We start from the raw sequence: 25,773 nt of genomic DNA, 5'->3' as shown, positions 1-25,773 counted from the left end.
GATGTAAAAAAGTACAAACTTTTCCTCGGCAACTAATTTTCTCACATTTTCAAAACGAGAGGAAAACGATTCTGTTTGAAAAAAATGAGGAAGGGAAACTATTTAGAGCAATTGCCGTTTAGAACAGGGAAGGAAAAGAGGGAAAAAGGATGAGTCAAGACAGGTATGAGAAACAATACGAGGAAAAATATAAAGAACATTTTCAGTTAATACAAACCTCTTTGACTGATGAAAATATGGAATCATTCCGTCTGGATTTCTTGGAAATGCATCCATATGACCAGGCGATGTTTTTTATGGAGCAGCATAAGACAGGCCGGTTAACTATTTATACGTATTTATCTCCGCAAGAACTGGCCGAAGTGATGATCAATATTGAATTGGAAGATGTGACAGCGTTCTTTCCGGAAATGGATCCGCGATATGCAGCGATGGTCTTTTCGGAAATGCCTGCCGATGATGCGGTTGATATTTTAAATGAACTTGATAAAGAAGAGGTTGTCAGCTTTCTGACAATCATGGATAAAGAATCGGCAAACGAAATAAAACAACTGCTCCATTATGAGGAAAAAACTGCCGGTAGTATTATGACTACCGAATATGTTGCCATCTATAAAAATCAAACAGCTAAAGAGACGATGCAGCTGCTTAAAACAGAAGCACCGAACGCTGAAACAATTTACTACTTATTCGTACTGGATGAGGATAAACGTCTCGTCGGAGTTATCTCCATCAGGGATTTGATTATTGCAGAGGATAATATAGTCATAGAGGAAATAATGAGTACGAAAGTAGTTGCTGTGTCTGTTGCGAAAAACCAGGAAGAAGTCGCACTGATGTTCAGAGACTATGATTTCCTTGCATTACCTGTTGTTGATTTTCAGAATCATCTGCTGGGGATTATAACGGTCGATGATATCCTGGATGTTATGGAAGAAGAGGCAAGTGAAGATTATACGAGAATGGCTGCCATTTCAGATACGGAGCGGAAAGATGATACGGCATTCACATCTGCAAAAAAGAGGCTCCCGTGGCTTATTATACTATTGTTTCTCGGCCTTTTTACTGCCAGCCTGATTGGGAGATTCGAGGCAACCCTTAACCAGGTAGCTGTGCTCGCCATCTTTATTCCTTTAATTGCAGGGATGGCTGGGAACACGGGTACACAGGCTCTTGCAGTTGCGGTCCGTGGGATTGCGACAGGGGAATATGGCAATCAGAGCAAAATGCGGCTGATCATGAGGGAAGCTTACACTGGATTAATTACAGGTACAGTATGTGGAATATTGATTACAATCGTCATTTATGTTTGGCAGGGAAATCTGTATCTTGGGTTACTGGTCGGTTTTTCCATCCTAGCTTCATTAGTCGTTGCCACACTGGCCGGATCATTAATACCAATGATTATGCACAGATTTAATATCGATCCAGCAGTAGCCTCCGGGCCTTTTATTACAACGATCAATGATATTATCTCCATACTGATTTATTTTGGAATGGCAACCACATTTATGGGCTATTTAATATAAGTAGCAATTGAGCATCATCCGATATAGGGAGGATGCTTTTTGTTTCGCCTCATTCGACAAAATTGGGGGAGTGACAGTCTAAAAAAGTGGAGGCGACCGTTCAGAAGCTAATAGACTGGACTGCACCGCAGGAGATATAGGAAACACCATGAGCTAAAGCGAATGGATGTTGACTTATCGTACGGAGGTGTCAGGAAGTCTGCCAGCTTCTGGGAGCCGGAACTAGCCGCACCTCGTATGCTTTCACTACTTTCAAATTCATTCGACAAAATTCGGAGAGTGACAGTGAACCATAAGTAATCATAACATTTTTCTGGGTGGGTTCATATAATGGGTTGAGGAAAGAGGAAGGAGAGATTGTTACATGGCTGAGAAGAAATTCGCCAATAATCCGTTGCTCTATATTCATCAACCGGATATTGGAACTACGCAGGCCCCTATGCAGCACAAATATATGAGCAATAGGAGAAAAGCTAAGGAAGAGAATGCCGATGGAGAGACGAAAGCCGTTCAGAAAAGAGTCAACAGACGTACATCGTCGTTTCAGCAGGAACTGGGTACAGAAAATACAACAGTAGTTGAAGAAGAACAAGTGGATCATGTTTCAGAGGATACGGATACAGATAAACGCAAAAATTTCAAGGAAATGGATATACCGGAGAAAATCGATTATTTTACGAGCAGGCCAGAATTTGCACCCCAGGTCAGATGTGAAATAAAAACAAAGGGGAAAATCTATCGAGGTGTCATCACAGGTTTTGAGGAGAATACGGTATACATGAAAGTCTCAAACAGAAAAACTCCAGTTCCAATTTCAATAGAAGATATAAACGATATTCAATTACTTGGATTTTAAAGAAAAACACCATTAAGGAGAATGACTCCTAATGGTGTTTTTAACGAAGCAAGCATTAGTTGAATGCACTAATAGCTGGAAGGCAAGTTACATGACAGAAGCAATCCAAATCAACTGTGATGCAAATACCGGTTGCTTCCAAGTTTTTGGTGCTTTGGTCTGTAGGATCCTTAAGATGGTCATGCCCGCATGTTTCGCCGTCTTTCAATAGTAGCTCAAGCACAGCACAATTTTTATCGTCTACTTTTTTCACTCGGAAAATGAAGCTGGCCACGATATCACCGATTTTACGATTTTCTCTTGGTGCTCCAAACCCTTTAAACGGTTTACAGTCTTTGCAATATAAAATTACTGGTACTGTATCTAAACCATTAACCGCGTCAGTCTCACCAAGTAAGTCACTGATTGACTGCTCACAGCTCGTGTCACAGCAATTTTCCACGATATCATTTTGTGCTTCTACGATGTCTTTTAAAATATCGGCTACACAGTTACCTGTATCGAATTTTTTTCCACAACCCATGAAAAATAACTCCTTTCGCTAAATGAATTTACTTTCCTTATAGGATATGTGTCATGTCTTGGATGGTGTGGGCATATGTATAATTTTAGCCCGGTATGACTGCAGGAGGAAACGTAATGACCAATGCATATAATAAAGGAGAACGAATACTATTTAGCTGATGAAAACGTTTCGTATTCATTGAAAAAGGGTATAGATGAATAGAGATGTATGATAACACCCATAAAAAGAACCATTATTGCGAATTTATATTGTAATTTTAGCTGATAAGGGGTGAGAGTATGGGATATATATTACCGATTGACCATTATCAATACCAAGATTATCATAAGCGGGTTGCACCACAAAAAGATAACAAGCATTATATTGAAGGCCCATTTAAAGTAATACTCAATAATCAGCATGAAGAAATTTCAAACAAGTATGACGCATTCAATAGAACATTAAATCAAAAATTAAAGCCGCGCAATGCCTCGGAACAATTATTTGGTAAGTTGACAGGTAAGGGGAGGCACTTTAGTGATCAGGCATAACAAGTTTAATTCTAAATAAAAACACTCACTATTAACGAATAGTGAGTGTTTTTACGTATATGCTTATTTAGAGTCATACTTTTGATGATTTCTATTTGTCATGGGGTGTACGATAAGTTCGCTGTCTTTTGAATATTCCACGTAAAATATATCCTCTATATCGTTATAACCCTGTTCCCTTAATTTACCTTTCAACCAAACCTCAGTTAGATTTTTCTCTTTCAGATTATCGTAAATAATTTCCCCATCATTAACTAAGGTTATAGGTATATTAACTTCCTGTGGAGAAAGCTTCATATCTTTTCTAGTTGGTGTCTGATAATCCGATTTCTTTAAAACAGATATCGTGCCATTTGCTTCTAAAATTCCAACCTCGACTTCATCTAAGGTGAATATATCTTTTGCACGGAGTAGATGTTGCAGCTGGTTAAGGTCGAGCTTATTTTCTTTCATCGTATCACGAATAAGCTTTCCGTTATAAATAACAATGGAAGGACTTCCTTCAATTAAGTTTCGAGTTCCTTTATACTTCTGGGTAACAATTTCTGTAATATACATTAATACAGCATAAAGGCCTACCACAAAAGCAATTTCCGGGATGCCGGCATTAGGGTCGAATAGCGCATTACCAACGAGTTCTCCTAGCAATACAGCGGCAATAAAATCAAAAGGTGTAATCTGGTTAATTTGTGATTTTCCGAGAAATTTTGTCACTAAAAATAAAATAAAAAAACCAAATGTTAATTCAAAAAACATGGAAGAAAAGCCAGACATGGTTACCAATCCCTTTACAAGAACATTCACGTTTTAGATTAACCATAATGGGTTTAAATATGTATGGAAATAAGTTCTGGAGAGAGGAAGTCGGCTTTTGCCTTTGCTGGAAGTGGCTGTATATATGTAGGAATTCATGCCTGATAATAATTATACTGTCTACACATTAAAAAACACTTGCAAATTATTCGCAAGTGTTTTTGGATTTATTTATAGGTAGTAGTTCATATATTAGTTAAACGCAACCACTGTTTCTGCATTACAACTCTTTTATCATGGTGACATGCGGGATTCCAGCATCTAGAAATTCACCAGAGACGGTTTCATAACCTAACTTTTTGTAGAACGCTTCAGCATGTGTCTGTGCGTTGAGTTTGGCTTTTTTATAGCCTTTATCTGTAATAACTTTTTCCATTTCAAGAATCATATACTTTCCATGGGAATGTCCACGGTATTCTTTCAGCACGCAAATACGCTCGAGCTTTCCGTATTCTTCAACAAACCGGAGTCGACTGGCAGCTATTGGTTTTTCGTTATCATATGCGACGAAATGGATTGCTGTAGCGTCATGCTCATCCAGTTCTTCCTCGGCCGGTACATGTTGCTCGTCCACGAATACGTTCATTCTCACTTGATAAGCATGCTCAAGTTCTTCTCTTTTATTAGCTATCTTTACGTTCATACCTTTTCCTTTCCAAATACAAATGTTTCATATACTGTCCATGATTCATTCTCAAGTTGATATAGTAGCTGGAAGCGATCGATTGTATCTTCAAAATGAAATTCTTCCATTTCCAATCGGCCAACGACATCTGAAAATTCATCATGCATGAGGTCCTGCGCAATTGTAATATGCGGTACAAATGGATGTTCCGAATTGTCCTTGAACTTACCCGTATGCATTTTCTCCTGCATATCCATTAATGCCTGGATTGGTTCTACTTTAAAATAGATTGTATTTGTTACCGGTGCAAATGTTCTAACCTTGTCGATATTGATTGTAAATGGTTTCGTTTCATTTGCGATAATTTTTAGTTCTGTAATTAATTCATTGATTTTCTCATCATCTGCTCCAAAAGATTCTTTCAGAGTAATATGTGGTGGAATCAATGAATAGTGAGGGTCATAGCGCTTCCTGAATGCGTTTGCCTGATCCTGAATCGGTTTTGACGGAAATATAGCAATCCCATAATTCATAAGAAAACCTCCTGCATCATGATTTTATTAATGATGGCTTATCAATTAATATATGGTTTTATACAGTATAGCAAAAAAAATCAGATAACAAAAATTAATTAAACATCGTTGTTAAAACCCGTGTCATGTCTTTTTGCCAATATTTCCATGTATGCTTACCGGATTCAATTTCATGGTAATAATAGGTGGAACCTTTTAATTCCAGCAGCTTATTCAATTCGCGGTTTGGCTCAAGGAAGTCTGCTTTATTTCCATCTGTCATAGTTACGGCGGTTTCTTTGTCGCCAATCGTATGATAAATATCGATGGCGTGAAGATTTTCAGCATTTTTTACAGTATCCAATACGTTGTCATCAACGTAAGGGGATTGCATCATGACTTTACCGAACGTATTGGGATATTTAATGGCAGTCATCAGTGCCAGTGTTCCTGCCAGTGAATCGCCCATTAGAGCCCTTGATTGACCCATATGATATGTTGGGATTAATTCATCCAAGAATGGCACGACTTCATTAATAAGGAATTTTGTGTACGCTTCATTTTGTTCGCCGCTTGGATGATATTTTTCCCTGCGGTCATGTTTATCCTGATAATGGATGCCCGCAAATACGGTATTCGTTATTTCATGGCTGTCATGGAGTTTGTCACTTAACGTGGCAACTCTGCCCATTTGAAAGTAATCATCCCCATCCTGCATGATACAGATATTATATTTATAAAGAGGGGAAAATGACTCCGGCTGGTAAACTTTTATCTTCATTGTCTCATTTAAAAAGCGGCTTTCGATTTCTTTTTCTACCATCTTTCCTTTTCTTCCCAAGAATAAACACCTCAATCATCTAGTCTAGTTATCCATGCCTGCGTTTACTATTAGTCTATCACTATAGAGTAATATCTGTCACGCCCAGTAAAATTCTCGGGAAGCAATGCCCATTCGACAAAAACCGGGGAGTGACAGGCACCATCTTACTTCAGTTGGCCTTTATATAGGTCGTAATAGTGTCCTTTTAGGTTGATTAGTTCGTCATGGCTTCCTTTTTCAATAATTTCCCCATGTTCAAGCATTATAATCGTATCCGCGTCCTGGATGGTGTTGAGGCGATGTGCGATGACAAAGCTTGTTCGCCCTTCCATCAGTCGTTCTAATGCATCTTGAATCTTCAATTCGGTAATCGTATCAATATTACTTGTGGCTTCATCTAGTATGAGAATGGAAGGCTCTGCAAGCAATGCTCTGGCAATTGTAAGCAATTGTTTCTGCCCCTGGCTAATACCGCTACCGTCCTGGTCAAGAATCGTGTCATAGCCATCAGGGAGCCCTATAATGAAATCATGTGCATTGGCATCCTTTGCAGCATGTTCCACTTCTATATCCGATGCCTCCAACCGGCCATAACGAATATTATCCCGGATGGTACCGTGGAACAGGAAGGCATCCTGCAAAACAAACGCCATATGTTTGCGGAGACTGCTCCGTTTAATATTTTTCAAATCCACCCCATCGAGCGTGATCTTGCCACTATCATAATTATAAAATCTGGAAATCAAATTAATAATCGTTGTCTTTCCAGCACCGGTATGACCAACAAAGGCAACCGTATCACCTGTTCGTGCTTCAAAACTAATTTCCTTCAGTATAGGCGTATTCTCATAACCGAAAGAAACGTTATCAAATTTTACATTACCCTTTGTCCCAGAAATGTCAATAGCCTCTGATTCGTCCATCTCTTCCTGTGTTTCATCCATGATACTGAAAACCCGCTCGGCACCGGCAATGGCTGACAGCAGTAAATTGAATTGGTTGGAAAGTTCATTAAGCGGTCGGGTGAACTGCCGTGCATATTCTGTGAAAATAACAATGATACCAACAGTTACAAGCTGCTGATCGGTAACAATAACAAGAATACCGCCAATCAATGCAATGAGCCCGAAGCTCAGGAAGTTCAGCATATTCATGATTTTCGGGATAAACCCAGCAATCGTAAGTGCCCAGAATCCGGTTTTCTTCAGTTCATTATTTCTCTCTTCAAATTGACGAATTACCTTGGCCTCCTGTGAGTAGGTTTTAACGACATGCTGACCGGATACAATCTCTTCCACATAACCATTTACTTCACCAAGGTTTTTTTGCTGCAATTTATAGAGTGGACCTGTTCGTTTCGTAATCCATTTCATCGAAAAAAACATGGCAGGGATCACTGACATCGTCACGACAGTCAATATCGGACTCAAATAAAGCATGACCGCAATCGTCCCGACGAGGGTCAATACACTGGAAAAAATCTGAATAACGGATGTATTTAACGTGTTATTTACGTTATCGATGTCATTCGTCAACCGGCTCATTAATTCACCGTGCTGCCGCTTATCAAAGAAGGAAATCGGTAGGCGATGGAATTGCTTAAAAAGATCTTTGCGCAACGTATAGACCGTATTTTGCGCAATGCCTATCATCCAGAAATTCTGCAAAAAGATGGCTAGGGAATGAAATAAATAAACGATGATTAGTGCAATCAACAGCATGCCGAGCCCTGAAGTTTCCTGGGTCACAATAAAATTATCTATTGCCATACCAACAAGAAACGGTCCGAGAAGCGCTAATCCAGAGCTTACGAAAACCGCTAGAATAACGAGTGAAAGCTTGAATTTTTCAACCGCTAAATAATCCCATACTCTCTTTAAAGTAGCTCCCATATTTTTGGCCTTTTTCTTATTGTCTACAGTGACGTTATCCAACGGGATTTTCTCATACTGGAAAGGAGCCTTTAATGATCTACTTGACATGTGCATACTCCTTTCCAAATTGAGATTCTACAATAGCTTGATAAAGGTCAGATGATTTTAAAAGCTCATCATGTGTTCCAATATCGAGCGTTTTTCCTTCATCGATAAGTAAAATACGGTCCGCAACGCTTGCCGTGGAAACTTTTTGAGTAATGATAAAAATCGTGCAGTTATACTTTTCGAGAGCAAGGAGCAATCGTGATTCTGTCGCCAGGTCGAGTGCACTCGTACTGTCATCGAGCATTAATATTTTCGGTTTTCGGATCAGTGCACGGGCAATCGATATCCGCTGCTTCTGACCGCCGGATAAATTAACCCCTTTTTGACCGACCCTTGTTTCATATTGATCCGGAAGCTCCATAATGGTGTCATGAATCTGAGCATCCTTTGCAGCCTGAACAATATCTTCAGTAGTGGCATCTTTTTTACCCCATGCGATATTATCTGTTATGCTCCCTGTAAAAAGGAGGGGACTTTGTGGTACATAACCAATGCTTCCCCGAATCTGGTCAAATGAATAGGAGGTAATCGGTTTATCATCCACGAGTATTTCACCGTCATCTACGTCATATAGGCGTGGCATAAGTTGAAATAATGATGTTTTACCTGCACCGGTTGCTCCGATAACTGCAAGCTTTTCACCACTATTTACAGTGAATGACATATCTTTTAGAGTCGGTCTATCTGCTCCAGGGTAACTGAATGAAACCCGTTTATACTCAACTTTTCCATTCGTAACTGCCATCGACCGATCTGCTTCTAGATTGTCCAACAGGTCCACATCGAGGGAAAGGACTTCATCCACACGCTGTGCAGAAGCTTTTGTTCTGGACAGTGCCATAATAATAAAGGAGAACATCGAGATGGCCATCGCTACACGCAACGCATAGTTCACCATTGTAACAACCTCCCCGACATTCGCCTGACCGGCAATGGTTTGAGAGTTGCCATACCAGATAATAAAAATAATACTCATGTTCATCACAAAAAGCAGAACCGGCATCGAGGATTCAACAAAACGGAATGTCTTACGAGTGGAATCAGCCAAACCGGTATTCGCTTCGGTAAATCTCGCTTCTTCATAATCACGTTTCGTAAAAGCTTTAATCAAACGCATTCCAGCAAGGTTTTCCTGCATAACTCGGTTTACACCATCCACATTGCCCTGCACTTTGGAGAACATGTTACTCGCAATTTTTAAAACCCATAATAGGAAAAATATAAGCACGGGAACAGTAATAAGAAACACGATCGCAAGCTTTGCATTTACAACAAATGCCATGATGACACCACCGAGTACGGTTAATGGTGCTTTTGCCATAATGCGGAGGGCCATAAATATGGTATTCTGAATTTGCCTGATATCATTTGTAAACCGGGTCACAAGTCCTGATGTTGGATACTGAGTCAGGTTGGCAAAGGAAAATTCCTGGATTTTCTCAAATAATTTCTGGCGAATATCATAACCAAAAGCAAAACTAACATGAGAAGAAAAAAATGAATTTGTTATACCTGCAACTAATGAAAGGAAGGCCATCCCAATCATAATACTGCCCCACATGACAATATTATTGATATCCTGGTTCATAACGCCTTGATCGATCATCTTTCCAAGAAATAATGGAAGCAGCAGCTCCACGGCCAGTTCAATGAGCATCAGCAAAAATGCTATAACAGCTTGGAGTTTATAGGGCTTTAAATAGGAAAGCACATTTCTCAAAAGTGATTCACCCTCAATCTCAGATAAAAAGCAATTTTTTAACTATTATAAGGGGAATATGGGATATTATCCAGTATCTTATTTCGAGTTTCGAAATTATTCTATGCATATAATTTGTGAAAGCTAGGCGGGTTAGTATTGTTTAATTTGGGAAAATTGCTATTTAAATATTGACAGTTTGGCAGGATGGGTTTATAGTATTATTTATCGAATTATTTACGATTCCGTAGCTCAGCTGGGAGAGCGCTACCTTGACAGGGTAGAGGTCGTTGGTTCGAGCCCAATCGGAATCATACCGCAAAACGCTTGTCCTGCAAAGGATTGGGCGTTTTTTTGTGTGGAATTATTATAAAGCATTGGGACGGTTCTCCTGCTTCGGAAGCAAAAGAACCGTCCCTGTGCTTCCGACCGCACATCATTCCGAAAATTATAATATTTTTCATAAATTCTATTGACTTTATATAAAAACCGTTGTAGTCTGTTTATTAACAATTAACTAAATAGAATTTTCTTATCCAGAGAGGTGGAGGGACTGGCCCTTTGATGCCTCGGCAACGGGCTTTTTTAGCACCGTGCCAATTCCAGAAGCGTAATGCTTGGAGATAAGAGGAACAATGACAGCGGTCTAACCCTCTTCTTATTATCAGAAGGGGGTTTTATTTTTATGCAAGTAAGAAGTATAACCTTTCTTTACTTGCATAAGTGCAACTAAGGCATTCGACCAAAAGGAATGGCGCATGCTAAGTTTTCTAAAGTAATTAGTAGAATTCAATCCATAAACATAGCGTTTAAGAAAACCTTAGAAATGTAGCTCGATTAGATCAACGTCCTAAAAAAGGGTACAAATAAAAATGAATCAGCTTTCCTATTGCATATAAAATTTATATATGCAATACTATGTTTATTTATAAATCCGTGTAAATCAGTATGAATACTTGAGTATTTATATCGACATTAGAAAGGTAGGTATTTATGATTAAAGTGTCAAACTTACGGAAGAGTTTTAAAGATAATCTTGTATTAAAGGACATTAGTTTTGATGTAAATGAAGGAGACGTGGTAGCGATTATAGGTCCTTCAGGTTCTGGGAAATCTACGCTCTTACGTTGTTTGAACTTCTTAGAAAAGCCTGACGCTGGTTACATTGAAATTGGTGGAGAAAGTGTAGACGTAAAACGGGTAAATCGAGCAGCAGTAAATAAATTAAGAATGCAAACATCCATGGTATTTCAACATTATAATTTATTTAAGAATAAAACGGTGTTAGAGAATGTATCCCATGCCTTGGTTGTAACAAAAAAGATGGATAGAGCACATGCCAAACAAAAGGGAAGAGATTTATTAAATCAAGTCGGGATATTAGAAAAGGAAAATCACTATCCGATTTCATTATCTGGTGGACAGCAACAACGGGTAGGGATAGCGAGAGCCCTTGCTGTGAACCCGTATGCGATTCTTTTCGATGAGCCAACTTCCTCACTCGATCCGGAATGGGTTGGAGAAGTACTTCGAGTGATATCTAAAATTGCAAAAAATAATAAAACCATGCTTATCGTTACACATGAAATGAATTTCGCCCGTGAAATAGCGGATAAAGTAATTTTCATGGCAGATGGGGTAATTGTTGAGCAAGGAACACCACAGGAAGTTTTTGACAACCCGAAGCAAGAACGAACGAAGAAGTTTTTAGAGAATTTCAATAGAAATAATGATATAAAAGAGGATTCATTTTATCCAGCAGGTTATGTCAAATAAGTGGTCTTGTAATACGCATTTAAATGTAGGGGGAGATAGAAATGGCATACAAATTAGGGATACTTGATCAAAGTCCAATTGTTCCAGGGCAATCAGCGGAGGATGCTTTGGAAAGTACGATTCAATTAATACAACAGGCAGAAAAATGGGGATATGAACGCTTTTGGGTATCAGAACATCATCAGTCACTTGATCTTGCAGGCACCGCTCCTGAAGTCCTCATATCTCATTTATTAGCAAAAACAAATTCCATTAAAATTGGCTCAGGTGGGGTGATGCTCCAGCATTATAGTCCTTACAAGGTAGTAGAAAGCTTTAATCTGTTATCTTTACTCACACCTGGAAGGGTGGAGCTGGGAGTAGGGAAAGCTCCTGGAGGGTTTTCTTTATCTACAGAGGCACTGCGTTATGGAGGTGCAGGAAGTGCGATCTCTTTTGATGAGCGGTTTACGACACTTAACCAATTCATTCATGACACACTGCCGGAAGATCATGTTTTATATGGTGCGAAAGCGCTGCCAATGTCAAAAGAAAAAGTTCCTGTCTTTCTTTTAGGTGCGAGTCCAAATAGTGCAAAACTCGCTGCAGAACAAGGTACAAATTTCGTGTTTGCGTATTTTATAAACAGTAATCATGACATTCTCGAGGAAGCGGTACAGACGTATCGAGATATTTATCCAGAAGGAAAATTTATTGTTGCAGTCGCTTCTTTTGCTGCACAAATCCAAGAAGAAGCAGAGGAAGAAGCAAGCCACTATAAAGTTTATAAAATCTACTTTAAAAGCGGTCGTTCTCTATCTGTAAATTCTTTGGAGCAAGTCGTATTATTCCGGGAACAGGAAGAAGAGTCTTTTGAAGTAAAAGAACAGGAAGTAGAGATGATTGCAGGAACTCCTGCATTTGTGAAGGAAGAGCTCGACAAGTTAGCATCTGCTTACCGTATTGATGAATTTATTATTCATACACCAATCAGAAATGAAGTAAAACGATTGAAGTCGTTTGAATTATTAAGTCAGCTGACGTCGCCAGTGTTGAGTAATTAGCTTACTCAGAGAAAATAATCTGAAAAAGAGGAGGTGAATGGTATTGAATATCGATCTTGTTTATGTAATTGAAATTATTCCGGAGTTACTTAAATATTTACCAATTACATTATACATAACCATCATTGCCATGCTTATCGCAATTGTAATAGGGGCAATCCTTTCTATTATTCTTGTAAATAAAGTGCCTGTTTTGCTGCAATTAGCTAGAATATATATTTCCTTTTTTAGAGGAACACCTGTACTTGTCCAACTTTTAATGATTTATTTTGGGCTTCCACAAATTTTCCCGATTTTTAATGAGTTAGGGGCGGAAGCTGCGGCAATTATTGCTTTTAGTTTAAATACGTCATCCTATCTGGCTGAAATCTTCCGCGCGGGTATCCAGTCTGTTGATAAGGGGCAGGCGGAAGCTGCGACATCTGTCGGGTTGAGCTACCCACAAGCAATGCAAGGAATTATTTTACCTCAAGCCATTCGAAATGCGATACCAGCTACAGGAAATATGTTCATCGGATTGATTAAGAACTCTTCCTTAGCTTTTACGATAGGGGTTACGGAATTATTAGCACAAGGAAAACTGCTTGCTTCTGCAAATTTGAGGTTTTTTGAAGCCTATTTAGCGGTGGGGCTTATCTATTGGGCAACCACTTTCTTATACAGCCAGTTACAAGGCTGGTATGAAAAGCGAATTAGTAAGGCCTATATCACTTAATGATTTGTATTCATGATTATAGAGGGGGAAAGGTAAATGAAAAAATTAATGCTGTTTCTGTCAGCAGTATTGCTGTTCTTTGTTGCGGGGTGTGGCGAAAACGAGAATAATGAAGGGTCCGCTAGTCCTTCTGATGATAAGGTCATCACAGTTGGTGCTGTACCCGATGGTTTTCCACATACTTTTAAAGAAGATGAGGAGTTAAAGGGTTTTATTGTAGATATCTTTAACGCTATTTTCGAAAAAATGGATTATGAAGTGGATTGGGTGTTAACCGATTGGAATGGGGTTTTAGCTAATTTACAATCTGGAAAAGTGGATACGGCAATTAACTTTGCTGCAACAGAGGAAAGAGCGCAAACGTATAATTTCACGGATCCTTATTACAGTTCAAAAGCAGTGGTTGCTACAGCGAAGGACAATGCTAAAGTTCAGTCTTTAGATGAATTAGAGGGAAAAGAACTAGCAGGTATCATGGGTACGAACTTTGAAAATATTTTAAAAGAAAATTTCCCAGATGAAAATTATGAACTGGTCATTTATGAATCAACCGATGTTATTTATACAGATGTTGCAACAGGGAAAGTAGACGGATTTATATATGGGAGAGAACAATTGCTGGCACAAATTAGTCAACGAGACATTCCATTACAAATTGTAGGAGAACCATTTGGTGATCAGCCAGTTGCTTTGCCTTTTCAAAAATCAGAAGAAAATGATGCCTTGATTTTGGAAATAAACAAAGCTATTGAAGAGCTTAAAGAGAATGGGACATTTTCCGAGATATCCGAAAAATGGTTCGATGTAGATTTACTAGAAGACGAATAGAAAGAGAAGGAGTTGTAAAAATGTCCAAAAAGAAAATAAAACTTGGTATTTTAATACAAGGTCCAGGTGGTCACATGAACTCCTGGAAATCCGACGAGGTTCCTGCAGATGGAAGTATTAATCTAAATCATTATATAGATGTGACGCAAAAAGCAGAGCAATCGGGAATTGACTTTGTATTCATCGCAGATGGTCTACACATTAATGAAAAATCCATTCCACATTTTTTAAATCGCTTTGAGCCGATAACGTTATTGTCGACACTTGCAGCAGTAACAAAACATATTGGCTTAGTTGGGACGGTTTCCACCACGTATAGTGAGCCATTTAATATTGCACGTCAATTTGCTTCATTAGATAGTATCTCAGGGGGCCGTGCTGGTTGGAACGTGGTAACGACTCCATTGGAAGGAACTGCTTCAAACTTTAATAAAGGAAATCATCCCGATCATTCGTTACGCTATCAAATGGCGGATGAGTATTTAGAAGTTGCTAAAGGATTATGGGATTCCTGGGAAGATGATGCATTTGTCAGAAATCGTAAATCGGGGCAATTCTTTGAACGAGAGAAGATGCATCGTTTAAACCATGAAGGGGAATTTTTTAAAGCACAGGGGCCATTAAATATCGAGCGTTCCAAACAAGGACAACCGGTCATATTCCAAGCGGGCGCATCAAAGACGGGAATTGCCTTTGCTGCGAAACATGGTGAAGCGATTTTCACAAATAAAGCTACTATTGAAAGTGCACAGGAATATTATCGCACCTTAAAAGAACAGGCAGTTGAAAATGGTAGAAAACGAGATGATATTGCTATTTTACCATCGTTGTCTCCGATAATTGGTGCGACAGAAGCAGAAGCGGAGGAAAGATACAATGAGATTAAAAATTTAATTAGTATCGAGGAAGCACTAAATTATCTCGGACGTTACTTTGATCATTTTGATTTCAGTCAGTTTCCGCTTGATGAGGCTTTCCCAGATATTGGTGATGTCGGTAAGAACAGTTTCCAGTCGACAACAGATGAGATTAAACAAATGGCGAAAGAAGAGAACTTAACGTTACGAGAAGTGGCATTACGTGTAGCTACTCCAAAAGGTGAGTTTTTCGGAACGTACGAGCAAGTAGCATATAAAATGATGGAGTGGGTTGATCATGACGCTGCAGATGGTTTTGTGATAGTCATGTATGTGCTAGGTAAGCAATACGATGATTTTCTCAATCATGTATTACCAATTTTAGAGGAAAAAGGCTATTATAATCGCAGTTATGAAGGCGATACATTACGTGAGAATTTAGGGCTGCCTTTTATAAAAAATCGTTATGTTAAAAAAGCTAGTGCTTCTATATAGAAACTAGCTTGTAGAGTTCAGAGTAGAAGCGGTTATTTTTTTAAAAAATATCATACTAAAACGAAAAGTGGGGATTAAGATGGCAAATGATCAATCGATAGTAGTTTGGGCAAAGCAAGGATGTAGTTATTGTAATGAAGTAAAAACATATTTAGAGGGAAAAGGTTTAGCTTACCAAACGATAGATGTAACAGAAAATGATGACCGGAGAGATATTTTGGAAGCTAAATACGGGGTGCGTCATGTTCCTGTTGTGGAAATTGGTCAAGGAAATGTATATGAAGCAGTAACAGAAGTTGGTATCGAACATTTGGAAAAAGCGTTAGCTAAATCGTAAATGTTGCCGTGTTGTTTTAGAAAATGTTTTCAAACAGGGAGGGGAATCGTTATCGCCCATATTGTAATTGTGTCGGGGAGTCCGTCTTCGTTATCGAGATCAGAACGTGTACTTTACTATTTAGGTGACCCTTGCCAAACAGGAAGGGTTTTCTATTAATAATATTTCTGTCAAAGATGTCGATGCAGAGGACTTGCTATTTGCAAACTTTAACAGTTCTAAGATAAAGGAGATAGCCAATGATTTGCAAAAAGCGGATGGTGTAATTGTTGGATCCCCAGTATACAAGGCTTCATACTCTGGTGTATTAAAAGCACTATTCGACCTTCTGCCGCAGGATATTTTACAGGATACTGTTGTACTTCCTGTGATGACAGGAGGTAGTTCATCGCATTTATTGGCTATGGAATATGCATTGAAACCGTTATTAGCCACTGTAAAAGCACAAAACTTAAAAGGTCTATATTTCCAAGATAGTGAGATCAGTAAAACAAGTGATGAAGTGATTATTGATGAAGATATGTTAAATCGAACGAAGAAGCAGGTTCGTTATTTTTTGAACAAGATTTCGGTTGATGTGCATGGGAGTGAGGTAGCAGTTACTTCGCGATAGGTGAGAAGCGCAGGGACGGTTCTTTTGCTTCCAAAAGAACCGTCCCTGCGCTTCTCTTATTCTGGATACACAGAAAATCGCCTAAGCTCTCTAACCACACGGGAAATTGGTAGCCCAACGACATTGTAATAATCTCCGGTAATTTGCTTTACAAGCGTAGCTCCGAGACTTTGAATCCCATAAGCACCGGCTTTATCATAGGGATCATTAGTCGATAGATACCAATCGATTTCTTCTTCTGTTAGAGGCCAAAATTCAACCTTTGTCCGCTCGACAAATACGGTTTCATCATGTAATGAACGGATCAACACACCAGTAAATACCTCATGAACAGTACCACTTAAATGAGAAATCATGTGATAAGCATCTTCCTTGCTCGTCGGTTTTTCAAAGATGATATTGTTGCAGGAAACGACGGTATCAGCGGATAGGATTACTTCATTTTCATGTGTAAGCGGGACTTTCCGGCCTTTTAACAAAGCTAATTGTTTAACTTTTTCTACCGGATCAGTTGCACTAATCTGTGATTCGTCTATTTCAGGTTTGCGGATGGTGAAGGGAATTTGTACCTGAAGTAAGAGTTCTTGCCTTCGCGGTGATGAGGAAGCAAGGATAAGTTTTTTGGTCATATGTAATACCTCCTGATAGGGTAACTGTCTTATCCAATCGGTGACAGTTATAAGACAATAATCTATGTGAAGTATAGCAACTTTTGCCTGCAGTCACCAATATGTTTACAACATTTGAAACAAAAATTTTCCTACTGAAAAGCAATAAGCACCGAAACCATCTGATCTAAGAAGGGCCGGTGCTTCATTACGCCAACATACGATTGATTTAATTTTTGTTATGAGATAGTACGAAGTCTTCAAGCACTCTCTGATATTCTCTCACCGAATCCACATAAACCATTTCATTCTTGCCATGCCAATCGTGGCCGGCTGGACCAAACTCTATGGCTGATCCTCCATACTCCGTAAAGAACTGCCCATCATTGGAACCGTGCTGACCAAAAATATTCACCTTTTCCAGTCGGGTTTCTCGCTTAACGGATGCAGCAAGTTTCTGGACGTAAGGATTATCTTCTTTCGTCTTGACGGGTCTGTTTTGACTGTGGATTGTTACGGTTTCCTCCGTGATGTTTTGGATCTGTTTGACGATATCCTCTGGTAGCTGTTCCGGCAAGTATCGGATATCAAGGGACATCTCACATCTATCCGGAACCTTATTATATACAGTGCCACCCTTTATTTTGGCAAGATTGATGGATGGGTTACCGAACATGGGTGGGGAAGTCTCCTGTGCAAATGGCAGTTCAAGAATTTCTTCATAGAGTTGATAGGCCTTGCTGATTGCATTTACACCTTCCCATGGTCGGCTTCCATGGGCAGGTTTTCCATTTACAACGAAATCAAGCTGCAGCACTCCCTTAGACTGAATCGCAATCCCCATATGTGTCGGTTCACCGCAAATTATGAAGTCACCCAGGTATCCTTTCTCAGTCAAAAACTTCGTACCATTTGTTCCGCCAGTTTCCTCATCCGGAACGATCTGCAGCATTACCTTTGTTGATAAATTGCTGTCCTTCAACTGTGCCACTGCCGTCATCATTGTTGCCACACCAGCTTTCATATCAACCGAGCCGCGACCATACATTTTTCCTTCATCTATATACGGTTCAAACTGTTTCTCTTCTCCTTCAACAACATCAATATGTCCATTAAATACGATCGTATCTGTTCCTTGGCCAATCTCACAGACGAGCATATGAAAGCCATTATTCTCAATTCGCTCCACAGTAAGACCTTGGTTCTCCAGCCAATTTGCACAGTAATCAACAGCTTTGTTCGCACCAGGCTTGGTCGAGCTATCAATCTCTATTAAATCTTCTAATAATTGTATCGGATCACGCATAGTATCACTCCTAACTAGTTATATCTCAATTGAAGAAATATACCTTCGCGTTAACGGGTTGTAATCCCCCCAATGAATGAAATGAAACTTTATCGGTGGTATTTACTCGCGCCGTTTTTCCATCAGCTGTATCCAAATGAGAGATTTTCTAAGGGAAAAAATAAAAATCCATTTCATATTGCATCTAGTTTTGATATACCCTCCATAGCAATTCTTAATCTGGGGGACAAAAAGCTACTTCATCGAAACGTTTCTTTCAGGGAGGGGAATCAATGGAGTACGCTTGCTCGAAAGTCTTAAGGAAAACTATCCATGTTACGGAGGGATAGATAGTGGACAATCATAAAGGTTCATGTGAAATGCAGTCAGTTCTCCGTTAAGGGAACTGCCTGCTTTTTGGAATATAAATACAAAAGAAAACAAGGAGCGATTTCTTCTTAAGTTAAAAGGAAATCGCTCCATGCTTCATTTAAATTCATTGTTTTTGTTTTTCTTTATCAACGGGAAACCATCCAGGTACATCAAACATGAGTTTCCACAGTGGATCTGGAACAGCGAGAAGGGATTGGTCGTTGTTGTTAATGGTCGTTTTGATTTCCTTTTCCTCTCCCTGTTGCACTTTTTCTACCCACTTAGGTTCCATGATGAGTTCTCTTCCTAATGAAAGAAGGTCTGTTACCTCCAGTGCTTGGACAGCTTGATCTGGTGTATGAATGGATCCTACACCAATAATAGGTACGCGATTTCCCACATGTTCACGGATAAGCTCAACGCGTGAACGATTGCTCTCAACACCACGGCGCGGCTTAGACCAAAATTCAGTTAATGCCATATGAATATAATCTAATTCTGCATCAGCTAATGCGTCGAGAAGTGTAAATGTCTCGGTCATCGTTATTCCAGGTGTTTCCGGTTCCTCTGGGGACAGACGGTAGCCGATGATAAAAGGTTGTGTGGCGTGTTTTGCAACCACTCTTTTCACTTCATCGATGACAGCAACAGGAAAGTTAAGTCGGTTTTCGATACTTCCTCCCCAGCGATCTGTTCGTGTATTCGAATGAGGAGAGAAGAATTGTTGAATAATGTATCCACTTGCACCATGCAGTTCAACGCCATCAAACCCTGCTTCTATTGCACGGCGAGTTGCCTCTCCAAATGCCTTGATTAATTCTATGATTTCGTCATCGGTTAAAGCTCGAGGGACAGCATCAATGCTGTAAAAACCTCTGTCCAGAAGCGGTGCAACACTGCTTGCACTTACCGTTTCACCATCTGGAATTAAATGCGGAACAGCCAATCTCCCGCCATGATAGAGCTGTAATACAGCTTTTGCTCCACCTTTTTTATAGAAGAAGCTACTCTTCTGAGGCTTGGAATCATTGTATCCCGATCTGCGGCAAACTGTCCTTCAAATCCTTTTCCATTTGCCTGAACATAGGCACAAGCTGTAAGAACCATTGCAGGACCGTTGGAACGTGCAGCATAATAGTCAATCTCAGCATCGGAAGCAGTATCATCCGGATTTGCAGAAAAGGTCGTCATCGGCGCCATGACAATTCGGTTTTTTAATTGAACGCCATTACGTAAAGTAAATGGTTCGAATATTGGTTTGTAACTTTCTTTCATGTTGTTAATTCTCCTAGTTTGTTATTATTGGAAAGTGCGATCAATTGCTTGGATTTCTTCTGCTGTTAATTGAACGTTTAATGTTTTCAAGTTATCTAATACTTGCTCAGCTCTTTTTGCACCAGGAATGACAGCGTCAATGGATTTACGTGTTAAGTACCAAGCTAAGACAATATGAGCAACATCCACTTGTTTCGCATTTGCAATTTCACGGATTTTTTCTACTTTTTCTAAATTCTGTGCAAATGCTTCTCCTTGCAGATGTGGCATGTTGGCACGAAAATCATTAAATGTCATATCTTTATTATATTTACCTGCCAGTAATCCGGATGCAAGTGGGAAAAATGGGATAAATGAAATATTGTTTTCTGCGGTATAAGGAAGTAATTCTTTCTCTGCTGATCGTTGAATTAAGTTATACTCTCCTTGAAACACATCAACATATCCGTCTCTATTCGCTTCTTTTAACTGATCGATGGAAAAATTGGATAAGCCGATTGCTCTGATTTTGCCTTGATCTTTTAATTCTTTTAAAGCACCTACTGCTTCATATCCTGGTGTAACATTATCTGGATAATGGATATAAAATAGATCAATATAGTCTGTTTGCAGTCGTTTCAAACTATTTTCTACTTCTTGTTTCAAGAAGGCAGGGCTATTATCTTGTAGCATTTCTTGGCCTGTAAATTTAACCGATCCTTTTGTTGCTAGGACAAGCTCATCTCTTTTTCCTGTTTCTTTGATTGCTTCTCCAACTAATTCTTCGGAGCGTCCAGGGCCATATAGATATGCTGTATCAATGAAATTCACACCATTTTTAATTGCGGCACGCACCAGTTCTTTACCTGCTTCTTCATCTAAATTAGGATAAAGATTATGTCCGCCAACAGCATTCGTACCAAGTCCGATTGGATTCACGTAAAGTTCGGATTTCCCAAGTTTTATTTGTTTTGTCATTATTTATTCCTCTTTTCTATTATTTTGATATGATGAATAGAGAAAATTATCTGTTTTCGCTTGAGACAAGATTAACAAGTGATTTCCCAGGCACTTCTCAAATCTGATAGTTTGCATTTATTTCGGCTGTTATATCTTTACTTGCCGTGATGACCTTATTCGTTAATCCACGCAGCATACTTCTTTTCATTCTTTCAACTGGACCGTCGATTGCTACCGCTGCGATTACTTTATTGTCCATGAAGACCGGTGCGGCTAAACAACGTAGTCCAATAAATCTCTCTTCATCATCTAAAGCAAAACCTTGTTTTTTAATAACATCTAAATGGTAAAGCAGTAATTCAGGGTCAACAAACGTATGGTCAGTTGCTGGTGTTGAGCTAAGAAGAGATAATGCTTCTTTTTGCTGGTCCTCGTCAGAAAAAGCCAGGATTACCTTTCCTATAGCAGTATAATGTTGGGGTGAACGGTCACCTATCTCCTCTGTAAAAGGTTCATCAAAGGGAGGTTTGATTACTTGCCGCATGACCAAATCTGATCCGTCAAAAGTTCCAATATATACGTTTTCCCCCGTGTTTCTTGCTAGAAGATATGGACTACGTAATGTGGTCCAATCAATGGAAGTATCATGGTCAGCAACAGAATGAAACTTTTTCGTATTCAGCTCGAAATAGTTTTCGAATTTGTTGATGTATTCCATATCCTCCAATGTGTGCAATAACCGAAAGGCGGTTGTCTTATTCAATTGAAGTGTTTCAGAAATCTCTTTAAGCGTCAAAAATCGCTTTGTTTGCAATAAATCCAAGATCTGAAGCCCTTTTTTTAATGTGGAAACCTCGTATTGACTCAACCTCTGTTCACCTCGTCTCTAACCCAATGGTAAGACATCAGCTAATAGGATTCAACAACCAAGCCTTCCCGTTTCACTATTTGAAACTTGGCGAGGAACCGTCCCCATGCTTCCTATTTATTTTGGAAAATAAAAACTTTCTACCAGAGGAAGTCGTCTAATAAATTGAAAGGAGGAATCGATGTGGATGAATTAATAGCAGATATATATGAAATTGAAAATAAGGAACAATTAATAGATGAAATAATGAATAGCTATGGTGATCAGATTTTAAAGCTAGCATATTCCTATGTACATAATAAAGTAATTGCTGAAGATTTAACGCAGGACATATTTGTAAAGTGTTATAAGTCGCTTCATACCTATAAAGGAAACTCTAAATTAAAAACGTGGTTATGGAAAATCGCAATAAATCATTGTAAGGATTATTTGAAAAGCTGGTATAACAAAAATGTGATCGTTTTAGCAAATGAAACCAATTACACAGGGGACAAACAAGAAAGTGTCGAGCAGACTGTTATTCAAAGTGATGATGATCAAAGATTGGCTACTGCGGTAATGGATTTACCGATAAAATATCGGGAAGTTATTTATCTCTTTTATTTTGAGGAGTTGCAAATCAAAGAAATCGCGTTGGTACTTGAGGCAAAAGAAAGCACGGTTAAAACACGGATAAGAAGAGCAAAGGAACTTCTGAAAAAAGGATTGGAGGGAATAAACGAATGGAAGAACGGTTAATAGGACTTCGAAAATCAATGGAGAAAACGACATTTAATCAATGGAGATTCTTAGACCAGCATAAAAATAAAATCCATGAAAAGATTACGAAACTATACGAGAGTGAGGAAGATATTATATTAGCAATCCTGCAACTTCTGAACCTAGAAAAAAACGGTTACGAATTATTGCAGCTGTTACGTGCGAGAGGGGTCCGGGAATTTGAAGGAGAGGAAGGTCTCCTCTATACCAAATTACATCGACTGGAACAGGATCGTTTTATTAAAGCAAGATGGAACAAATTTGGAGTGAAATACTATCAATTAGATGGGAAAGGGAAGAAGGTCTTACGTAAAATAGAAAAGGATTCAGCGAACAAACGGCTCATATTAAAAGAATGGATGGAGGTGTAAAGAAACTTGGTTAACAGGGGGGATTCTTTTTTAAGTGAAGTGATAAAACAAATAAAATCAAAGGAAGCAAAAAGTTTCGTTAGGAGTGAACTGGGATTCCACTTAAAAGAAGCAAAGAGAATGTGGGTAGAGAAGGGCTTCGATTATCAAGAGGCGGAAAGAAAAGCTGTGAATCAAATGGGGAGTCCGATACAACTTGGACAGAGACTGAATAAACTTCATCAGCCGAGGGTTGATTGGTGGATGATTTTTCTGATGGTAATCATCATGGGTTTAAGTTTTCTTCCAATCATTTCCTTATGGAGTACGGGATACTCGGACATGTCTCATTTTTTGAGCGAAAGGATATTCCTAGTTGTTCTTACTGCTATCGTTGTATTGGGTTTGATGATGTATGATTATCGGAAATTAGAAAAACATGGTTGGTTGTTTTATAGCATTGGGGTAGTTATCCTTTTAGTGATAAACATTTTCCCAAGTGTTTATTTGAATGGAGAGCCTATGATCAGAATTATTGGAAATAATTTTTTGAGAAGTTTTATGGCTTTACCATTTCTTTTTCTAGCAGGCGCTTCTTTTATGAATAATGTTAACTTAAAAGTTTGGCATCATTGTATTTTATTTTTATTCCCTTTGTATTTATTGCTGAGTATAGGAAATTTTTCTGTAAGTTTTATCTATATAAGTATGGCATTCGTAATGCTCTGGTGGAGTAAGTTAGATAAGAATAAGGTACTCGTAATGACAGTTGTACCATTAATTATGTTGATTATTGGTGGCTTGTATTTTTGGTACAACTTAAAGGAATACCAGTTAGATAAAATTTTAGCATGGTTAAATCCAGAAAATTACCCAGATGAAGGTGGATTTATCTACTTGACAGTTCGAGAATTGCTCTCAACAGCTGGCTGGTTTGGGACATCAGGAATAGGGGAGTTTACACATAGCGCACATGCTGATTTTGTACTTGTAAGTTTGACCTATAATTATGGCTATTTGTTTGCGATTGTTTTGGTATTCATTCTTTCACTTTTTGCTGTAAGGATGATGGTAATCGCTCATAGAATACATGGTCAATATGCTAAATTACTACTTGTTGGTGGAATTACAATTTATGTCGTCCAGTTTGTTTATAATGTCGGTATGACACTAGGCATATTTCCAATTACCTCGATATCATTGCCGTTTATAAGCTATGGACTGATGCCGACACTGTTTAATACATTTTTAATGGGGATCGTATTAAGTATATTCCGCAGAAAAGATCTTACATTTGGGTCAGTTTAATTAGTTAATTAATTTTGTCTGTTACGGAAGAAAAACATATGATAAATTTAGTTAAAGAACTGCTGAGTGATGCGTAGGGAAAAAGAGGCCACAGATGTATAAGCGACATTTGGAGTTTTGCTCAATCATCTGAAGTTTCATATGAAAAAATTACATTCGTACAAAGAAGGCTGTCACCGAAAGATAGGGTGACAGCCTTTTCTAATGATATAGTTTGTGATTAAGGTTGAAGATTTCGTTCATCTTTCGCATCGGAAGCAAAAGAACCGTCCCCATGCTTCCTTAACTTACCCGTTCTTTACTTTTCTTGGTTTCTTGATTGTCATGTTGTAGTGTTACTTTCTTTTTCTTCATTCGAATCGGTGTGACAAAGAGGACAACAATCAAGAGAAGTCCGAGATATCCGATAAGCGGGTAAAAGTAAGCTACTAGATCGGTAAAACCGAGAAAACTTGCTGCATAAGCTGCAATCATCGTAATGATGAAAAGTACTTTAAACTTAGGTGACCCAGATTCTGCTATACGGGCAGTAAATGAGAAAAACATGCTTAATGCTGTATTGAAAATCATTGCGAATAGGACTAGTGACATAAGTAAACCTAAGAAGGGTGAAATATTGTTAACAATTCCAAGCATCGGCATCTCTAAATTGCCTACTTCTTCAATTTTTGCAAAGATAGCAAGATTGCTTAATAGAATTAGGATACCAAGGCCAAGTCCACCTATTAATCCGCCAACTGCTGCTGTTTTTCGATTTGTCTCTGCGCTACCCATTAATATTGCCATAGATGCCCCTACTGCAGTATTAAATGAAACATAATTGATGCCTGAAACGAACCAATTTGGTAATGTGGATGTCTGCTCTTTTGCTATACTGTCAAGAACAGTGAGAGATCCATCAATGGTTAGTAAACTGTATAAAGAAATGATAATCACGAAGAATATAAGAATAGGGGTTACACTTCCAATAATCGACACGACACGATCAACTTTTAACATCCCAATGAGGATGATTAGAATTGTCAAAATGCTTGCCCCAACAATATGAGGCATGCCAAATTGTTGGTTAAGATTGGAACCTGCCCCAGCAATCATAACTACACCCACACCAAACAAGGTAAAGATTAGAATCGCATCAATTACTATTCCGAGATATTTTCCGCTGATTTTATAAATTACATCTTTATGGGATGTTGTTTGCGAGCTACTGCCCAACCATACTAACACCATTCCAACATATGTAAATAGAGCTGTTGCAATAATTGCCCCAAAAATGCCCATTAGACCAAAACTAGTAAAATACTGCAATACTTCCTGCCCAGAAGCAAAACCTGCACCAACAATTACCCCTATAAAAGCGCTTCCAATTTTTAAAGATCTTTTCATGTAACTCTCTCCCTTATTTATTTATTTTTCAAGTATAGCAGGTTATAGATGAAATCTATTTGTG

At 38.7% G+C, this 25,773-nt stretch carries 25 protein-coding genes, 1 tRNA gene, 1 pseudogene and 1 riboswitch; of the genes and pseudogenes, 14 read left to right on the top strand and 13 right to left on the bottom strand.

Annotated elements, in window-relative coordinates:
* Nucleotides 1–149: 149 nt before the first annotated feature.
* On the top strand, nt 150–1,529 hold the full coding sequence (gene mgtE, locus MN204_RS05700) for a magnesium transporter (protein WP_249870106.1): 1,380 nt from the start codon (nt 150–152) through the stop codon (nt 1,527–1,529).
* Between the two features lie 364 nt (nt 1,530–1,893).
* Entirely contained in the window at nt 1,894–2,385 is a 492-nt protein-coding gene (locus MN204_RS05695; protein ID WP_249870105.1) for a CotO family spore coat protein, read from the top strand.
* A 55-nt stretch (nt 2,386–2,440) separates the two neighbouring features.
* Here MN204_RS05695 and MN204_RS05690 read toward each other — a convergent pair whose 3' ends face one another.
* Entirely contained in the window at nt 2,441–2,908 is a 468-nt protein-coding gene (locus tag MN204_RS05690; protein ID WP_249870104.1) for a CotY/CotZ family spore coat protein, read from the bottom strand.
* Nucleotides 2,909–3,189: 281 nt separating this feature from the next.
* Here MN204_RS05690 and MN204_RS05685 point away from each other — a divergent pair, with 281 nt between their 5' ends.
* Entirely contained in the window at nt 3,190–3,441 is a 252-nt protein-coding gene (locus MN204_RS05685; RefSeq protein WP_249870103.1) for a hypothetical protein, read from the top strand.
* Nucleotides 3,442–3,504: 63 nt separating this feature from the next.
* On the opposite strand, the gene MN204_RS05680 is transcribed toward MN204_RS05685, so the two are convergent.
* The 6 genes from MN204_RS05680 to MN204_RS05655 all read right to left on the bottom strand — a co-directional run bounded on the left by MN204_RS05680 (nt 3,505) and on the right by MN204_RS05655 (nt 9,916).
* Entirely contained in the window at nt 3,505–4,215 is a 711-nt protein-coding gene (locus MN204_RS05680; protein ID WP_249870102.1) for a YetF domain-containing protein, read from the bottom strand.
* Nucleotides 4,216–4,474: 259 nt separating this feature from the next.
* Nucleotides 4,475–4,897 (bottom strand): GNAT family N-acetyltransferase, encoded by a 423-nt coding sequence (locus tag MN204_RS05675; RefSeq protein WP_249870101.1) that lies wholly within the window; start codon nt 4,895–4,897, stop codon nt 4,475–4,477.
* On the bottom strand, nt 4,894–5,412 hold the full coding sequence (locus MN204_RS05670) for a YjcG family protein (RefSeq protein WP_249870100.1): 519 nt from the start codon (nt 5,410–5,412) through the stop codon (nt 4,894–4,896). Before MN204_RS05670 ends, MN204_RS05675 begins: the two co-directional genes overlap by 4 nt.
* A 94-nt stretch (nt 5,413–5,506) precedes the next feature.
* Entirely contained in the window at nt 5,507–6,232 is a 726-nt protein-coding gene (locus tag MN204_RS05665) for an alpha/beta hydrolase (RefSeq protein ID WP_249870099.1), read from the bottom strand.
* Nucleotides 6,233–6,378: 146 nt separating this feature from the next.
* Nucleotides 6,379–8,196 carry an ABC transporter ATP-binding protein gene (locus MN204_RS05660; protein WP_249870098.1) on the bottom strand — a complete coding sequence of 606 codons (1,818 nt, stop codon included), beginning with the start codon at nt 8,194–8,196 and terminating at the stop codon, nt 6,379–6,381.
* Entirely contained in the window at nt 8,186–9,916 is a 1,731-nt protein-coding gene (locus MN204_RS05655) for an ABC transporter ATP-binding protein (protein WP_249870097.1), read from the bottom strand. The genes MN204_RS05660 and MN204_RS05655 overlap by 11 nt, the downstream gene beginning before the upstream one ends.
* Nucleotides 9,917–10,136: 220 nt before the next feature.
* On the opposite strand from MN204_RS05655, the gene MN204_RS05650 reads away from it, so the two are divergent.
* The 8 genes from MN204_RS05650 to ssuE all read left to right on the top strand — a co-directional run bounded on the left by MN204_RS05650 (nt 10,137) and on the right by ssuE (nt 16,559).
* A tRNA-Val gene (locus MN204_RS05650) sits at nt 10,137–10,209 on the top strand.
* 215 nt (nt 10,210–10,424) lie between these two features.
* A riboswitch (SAM riboswitch) is annotated at nt 10,425–10,525 on the top strand.
* Nucleotides 10,526–10,888: 363 nt separating this feature from the next.
* The gene (locus tag MN204_RS05645) at nt 10,889–11,671 is read left to right on the top strand and encodes an amino acid ABC transporter ATP-binding protein (RefSeq protein ID WP_249870096.1); all 783 of its coding nucleotides are present in this window, start codon (nt 10,889–10,891) and stop codon (nt 11,669–11,671) included.
* A gap of 41 nt (nt 11,672–11,712) precedes the next feature.
* A complete protein-coding gene (locus tag MN204_RS05640) occupies nt 11,713–12,714 on the top strand; it encodes an MsnO8 family LLM class oxidoreductase (protein ID WP_249870095.1) in 1,002 nt (333 codons plus the stop codon).
* Between the two features lie 43 nt (nt 12,715–12,757).
* A complete protein-coding gene (locus MN204_RS05635; RefSeq protein WP_438804686.1) occupies nt 12,758–13,429 on the top strand; it encodes an amino acid ABC transporter permease in 672 nt (223 codons plus the stop codon).
* A gap of 36 nt (nt 13,430–13,465) precedes the next feature.
* On the top strand, nt 13,466–14,257 hold the full coding sequence (locus MN204_RS05630) for a transporter substrate-binding domain-containing protein (protein WP_249870093.1): 792 nt from the start codon (nt 13,466–13,468) through the stop codon (nt 14,255–14,257).
* Nucleotides 14,258–14,277: 20 nt separating this feature from the next.
* Nucleotides 14,278–15,609 (top strand): LLM class flavin-dependent oxidoreductase, encoded by a 1,332-nt coding sequence (locus MN204_RS05625; protein WP_249870092.1) that lies wholly within the window; start codon nt 14,278–14,280, stop codon nt 15,607–15,609.
* 79 nt (nt 15,610–15,688) lie between these two features.
* Entirely contained in the window at nt 15,689–15,946 is a 258-nt protein-coding gene (locus MN204_RS05620) for a glutaredoxin family protein (RefSeq protein ID WP_249870091.1), read from the top strand.
* Between the two features lie 124 nt (nt 15,947–16,070).
* Nucleotides 16,071–16,559 (top strand): NADPH-dependent FMN reductase, encoded by a 489-nt coding sequence (ssuE, locus tag MN204_RS05615; protein WP_368858645.1) that lies wholly within the window; start codon nt 16,071–16,073, stop codon nt 16,557–16,559.
* 56 nt (nt 16,560–16,615) lie between these two features.
* Here the strand turns inward: ssuE and MN204_RS05610 are convergent, their stop codons facing one another.
* The 5 genes and pseudogenes from MN204_RS05610 to MN204_RS05590 form a co-directional block, all read right to left on the bottom strand.
* Entirely contained in the window at nt 16,616–17,188 is a 573-nt protein-coding gene (locus MN204_RS05610) for a Maf family protein (protein ID WP_249870090.1), read from the bottom strand.
* A 208-nt stretch (nt 17,189–17,396) separates the two neighbouring features.
* A complete protein-coding gene (locus MN204_RS05605; protein WP_249870089.1) occupies nt 17,397–18,473 on the bottom strand; it encodes a M20 family metallopeptidase in 1,077 nt (358 codons plus the stop codon).
* 475 nt (nt 18,474–18,948) lie between these two features.
* Nucleotides 18,949–20,099: pseudogene (locus MN204_RS05600) on the bottom strand (NADH-dependent flavin oxidoreductase).
* A gap of 24 nt (nt 20,100–20,123) precedes the next feature.
* The gene (locus MN204_RS05595; RefSeq protein WP_249870088.1) at nt 20,124–21,056 is read right to left on the bottom strand and encodes an aldo/keto reductase; all 933 of its coding nucleotides are present in this window, start codon (nt 21,054–21,056) and stop codon (nt 20,124–20,126) included.
* A gap of 97 nt (nt 21,057–21,153) precedes the next feature.
* Nucleotides 21,154–21,906 (bottom strand): IclR family transcriptional regulator, encoded by a 753-nt coding sequence (locus MN204_RS05590; RefSeq protein WP_249870087.1) that lies wholly within the window; start codon nt 21,904–21,906, stop codon nt 21,154–21,156.
* 183 nt (nt 21,907–22,089) lie between these two features.
* Here MN204_RS05590 and MN204_RS05585 point away from each other — a divergent pair, with 183 nt between their 5' ends.
* From MN204_RS05585 to MN204_RS05575, 3 genes are read left to right on the top strand one after another with little or no spacing between them, the layout of a single operon-like run.
* Nucleotides 22,090–22,644 (top strand): sigma-70 family RNA polymerase sigma factor, encoded by a 555-nt coding sequence (locus MN204_RS05585; RefSeq protein WP_249870086.1) that lies wholly within the window; start codon nt 22,090–22,092, stop codon nt 22,642–22,644.
* Complete coding sequence (locus MN204_RS05580) at nt 22,629–23,036, top strand: PadR family transcriptional regulator (protein WP_249870085.1); 408 nt, start codon at nt 22,629–22,631, stop codon at nt 23,034–23,036. The genes MN204_RS05585 and MN204_RS05580 overlap by 16 nt, the downstream gene beginning before the upstream one ends.
* Nucleotides 23,037–23,042: 6 nt before the next feature.
* A complete protein-coding gene (locus tag MN204_RS05575) occupies nt 23,043–24,323 on the top strand; it encodes an FtsW/RodA/SpoVE family cell cycle protein (RefSeq protein WP_249870084.1) in 1,281 nt (426 codons plus the stop codon).
* A gap of 282 nt (nt 24,324–24,605) precedes the next feature.
* Here the strand turns inward: MN204_RS05575 and MN204_RS05570 are convergent, their stop codons facing one another.
* Entirely contained in the window at nt 24,606–25,709 is a 1,104-nt protein-coding gene (locus MN204_RS05570; protein ID WP_249870083.1) for a YkvI family membrane protein, read from the bottom strand.
* Nucleotides 25,710–25,773 lie beyond the last annotated feature (64 nt).

The organism is Oceanobacillus saliphilus (genome assembly GCF_023522835.1).
GTDB lineage: Bacteria > Bacillota > Bacilli > Bacillales > Amphibacillaceae > Oceanobacillus > Oceanobacillus saliphilus.
This window is presented reverse-complemented; position numbering and strand designations above follow the sequence as displayed.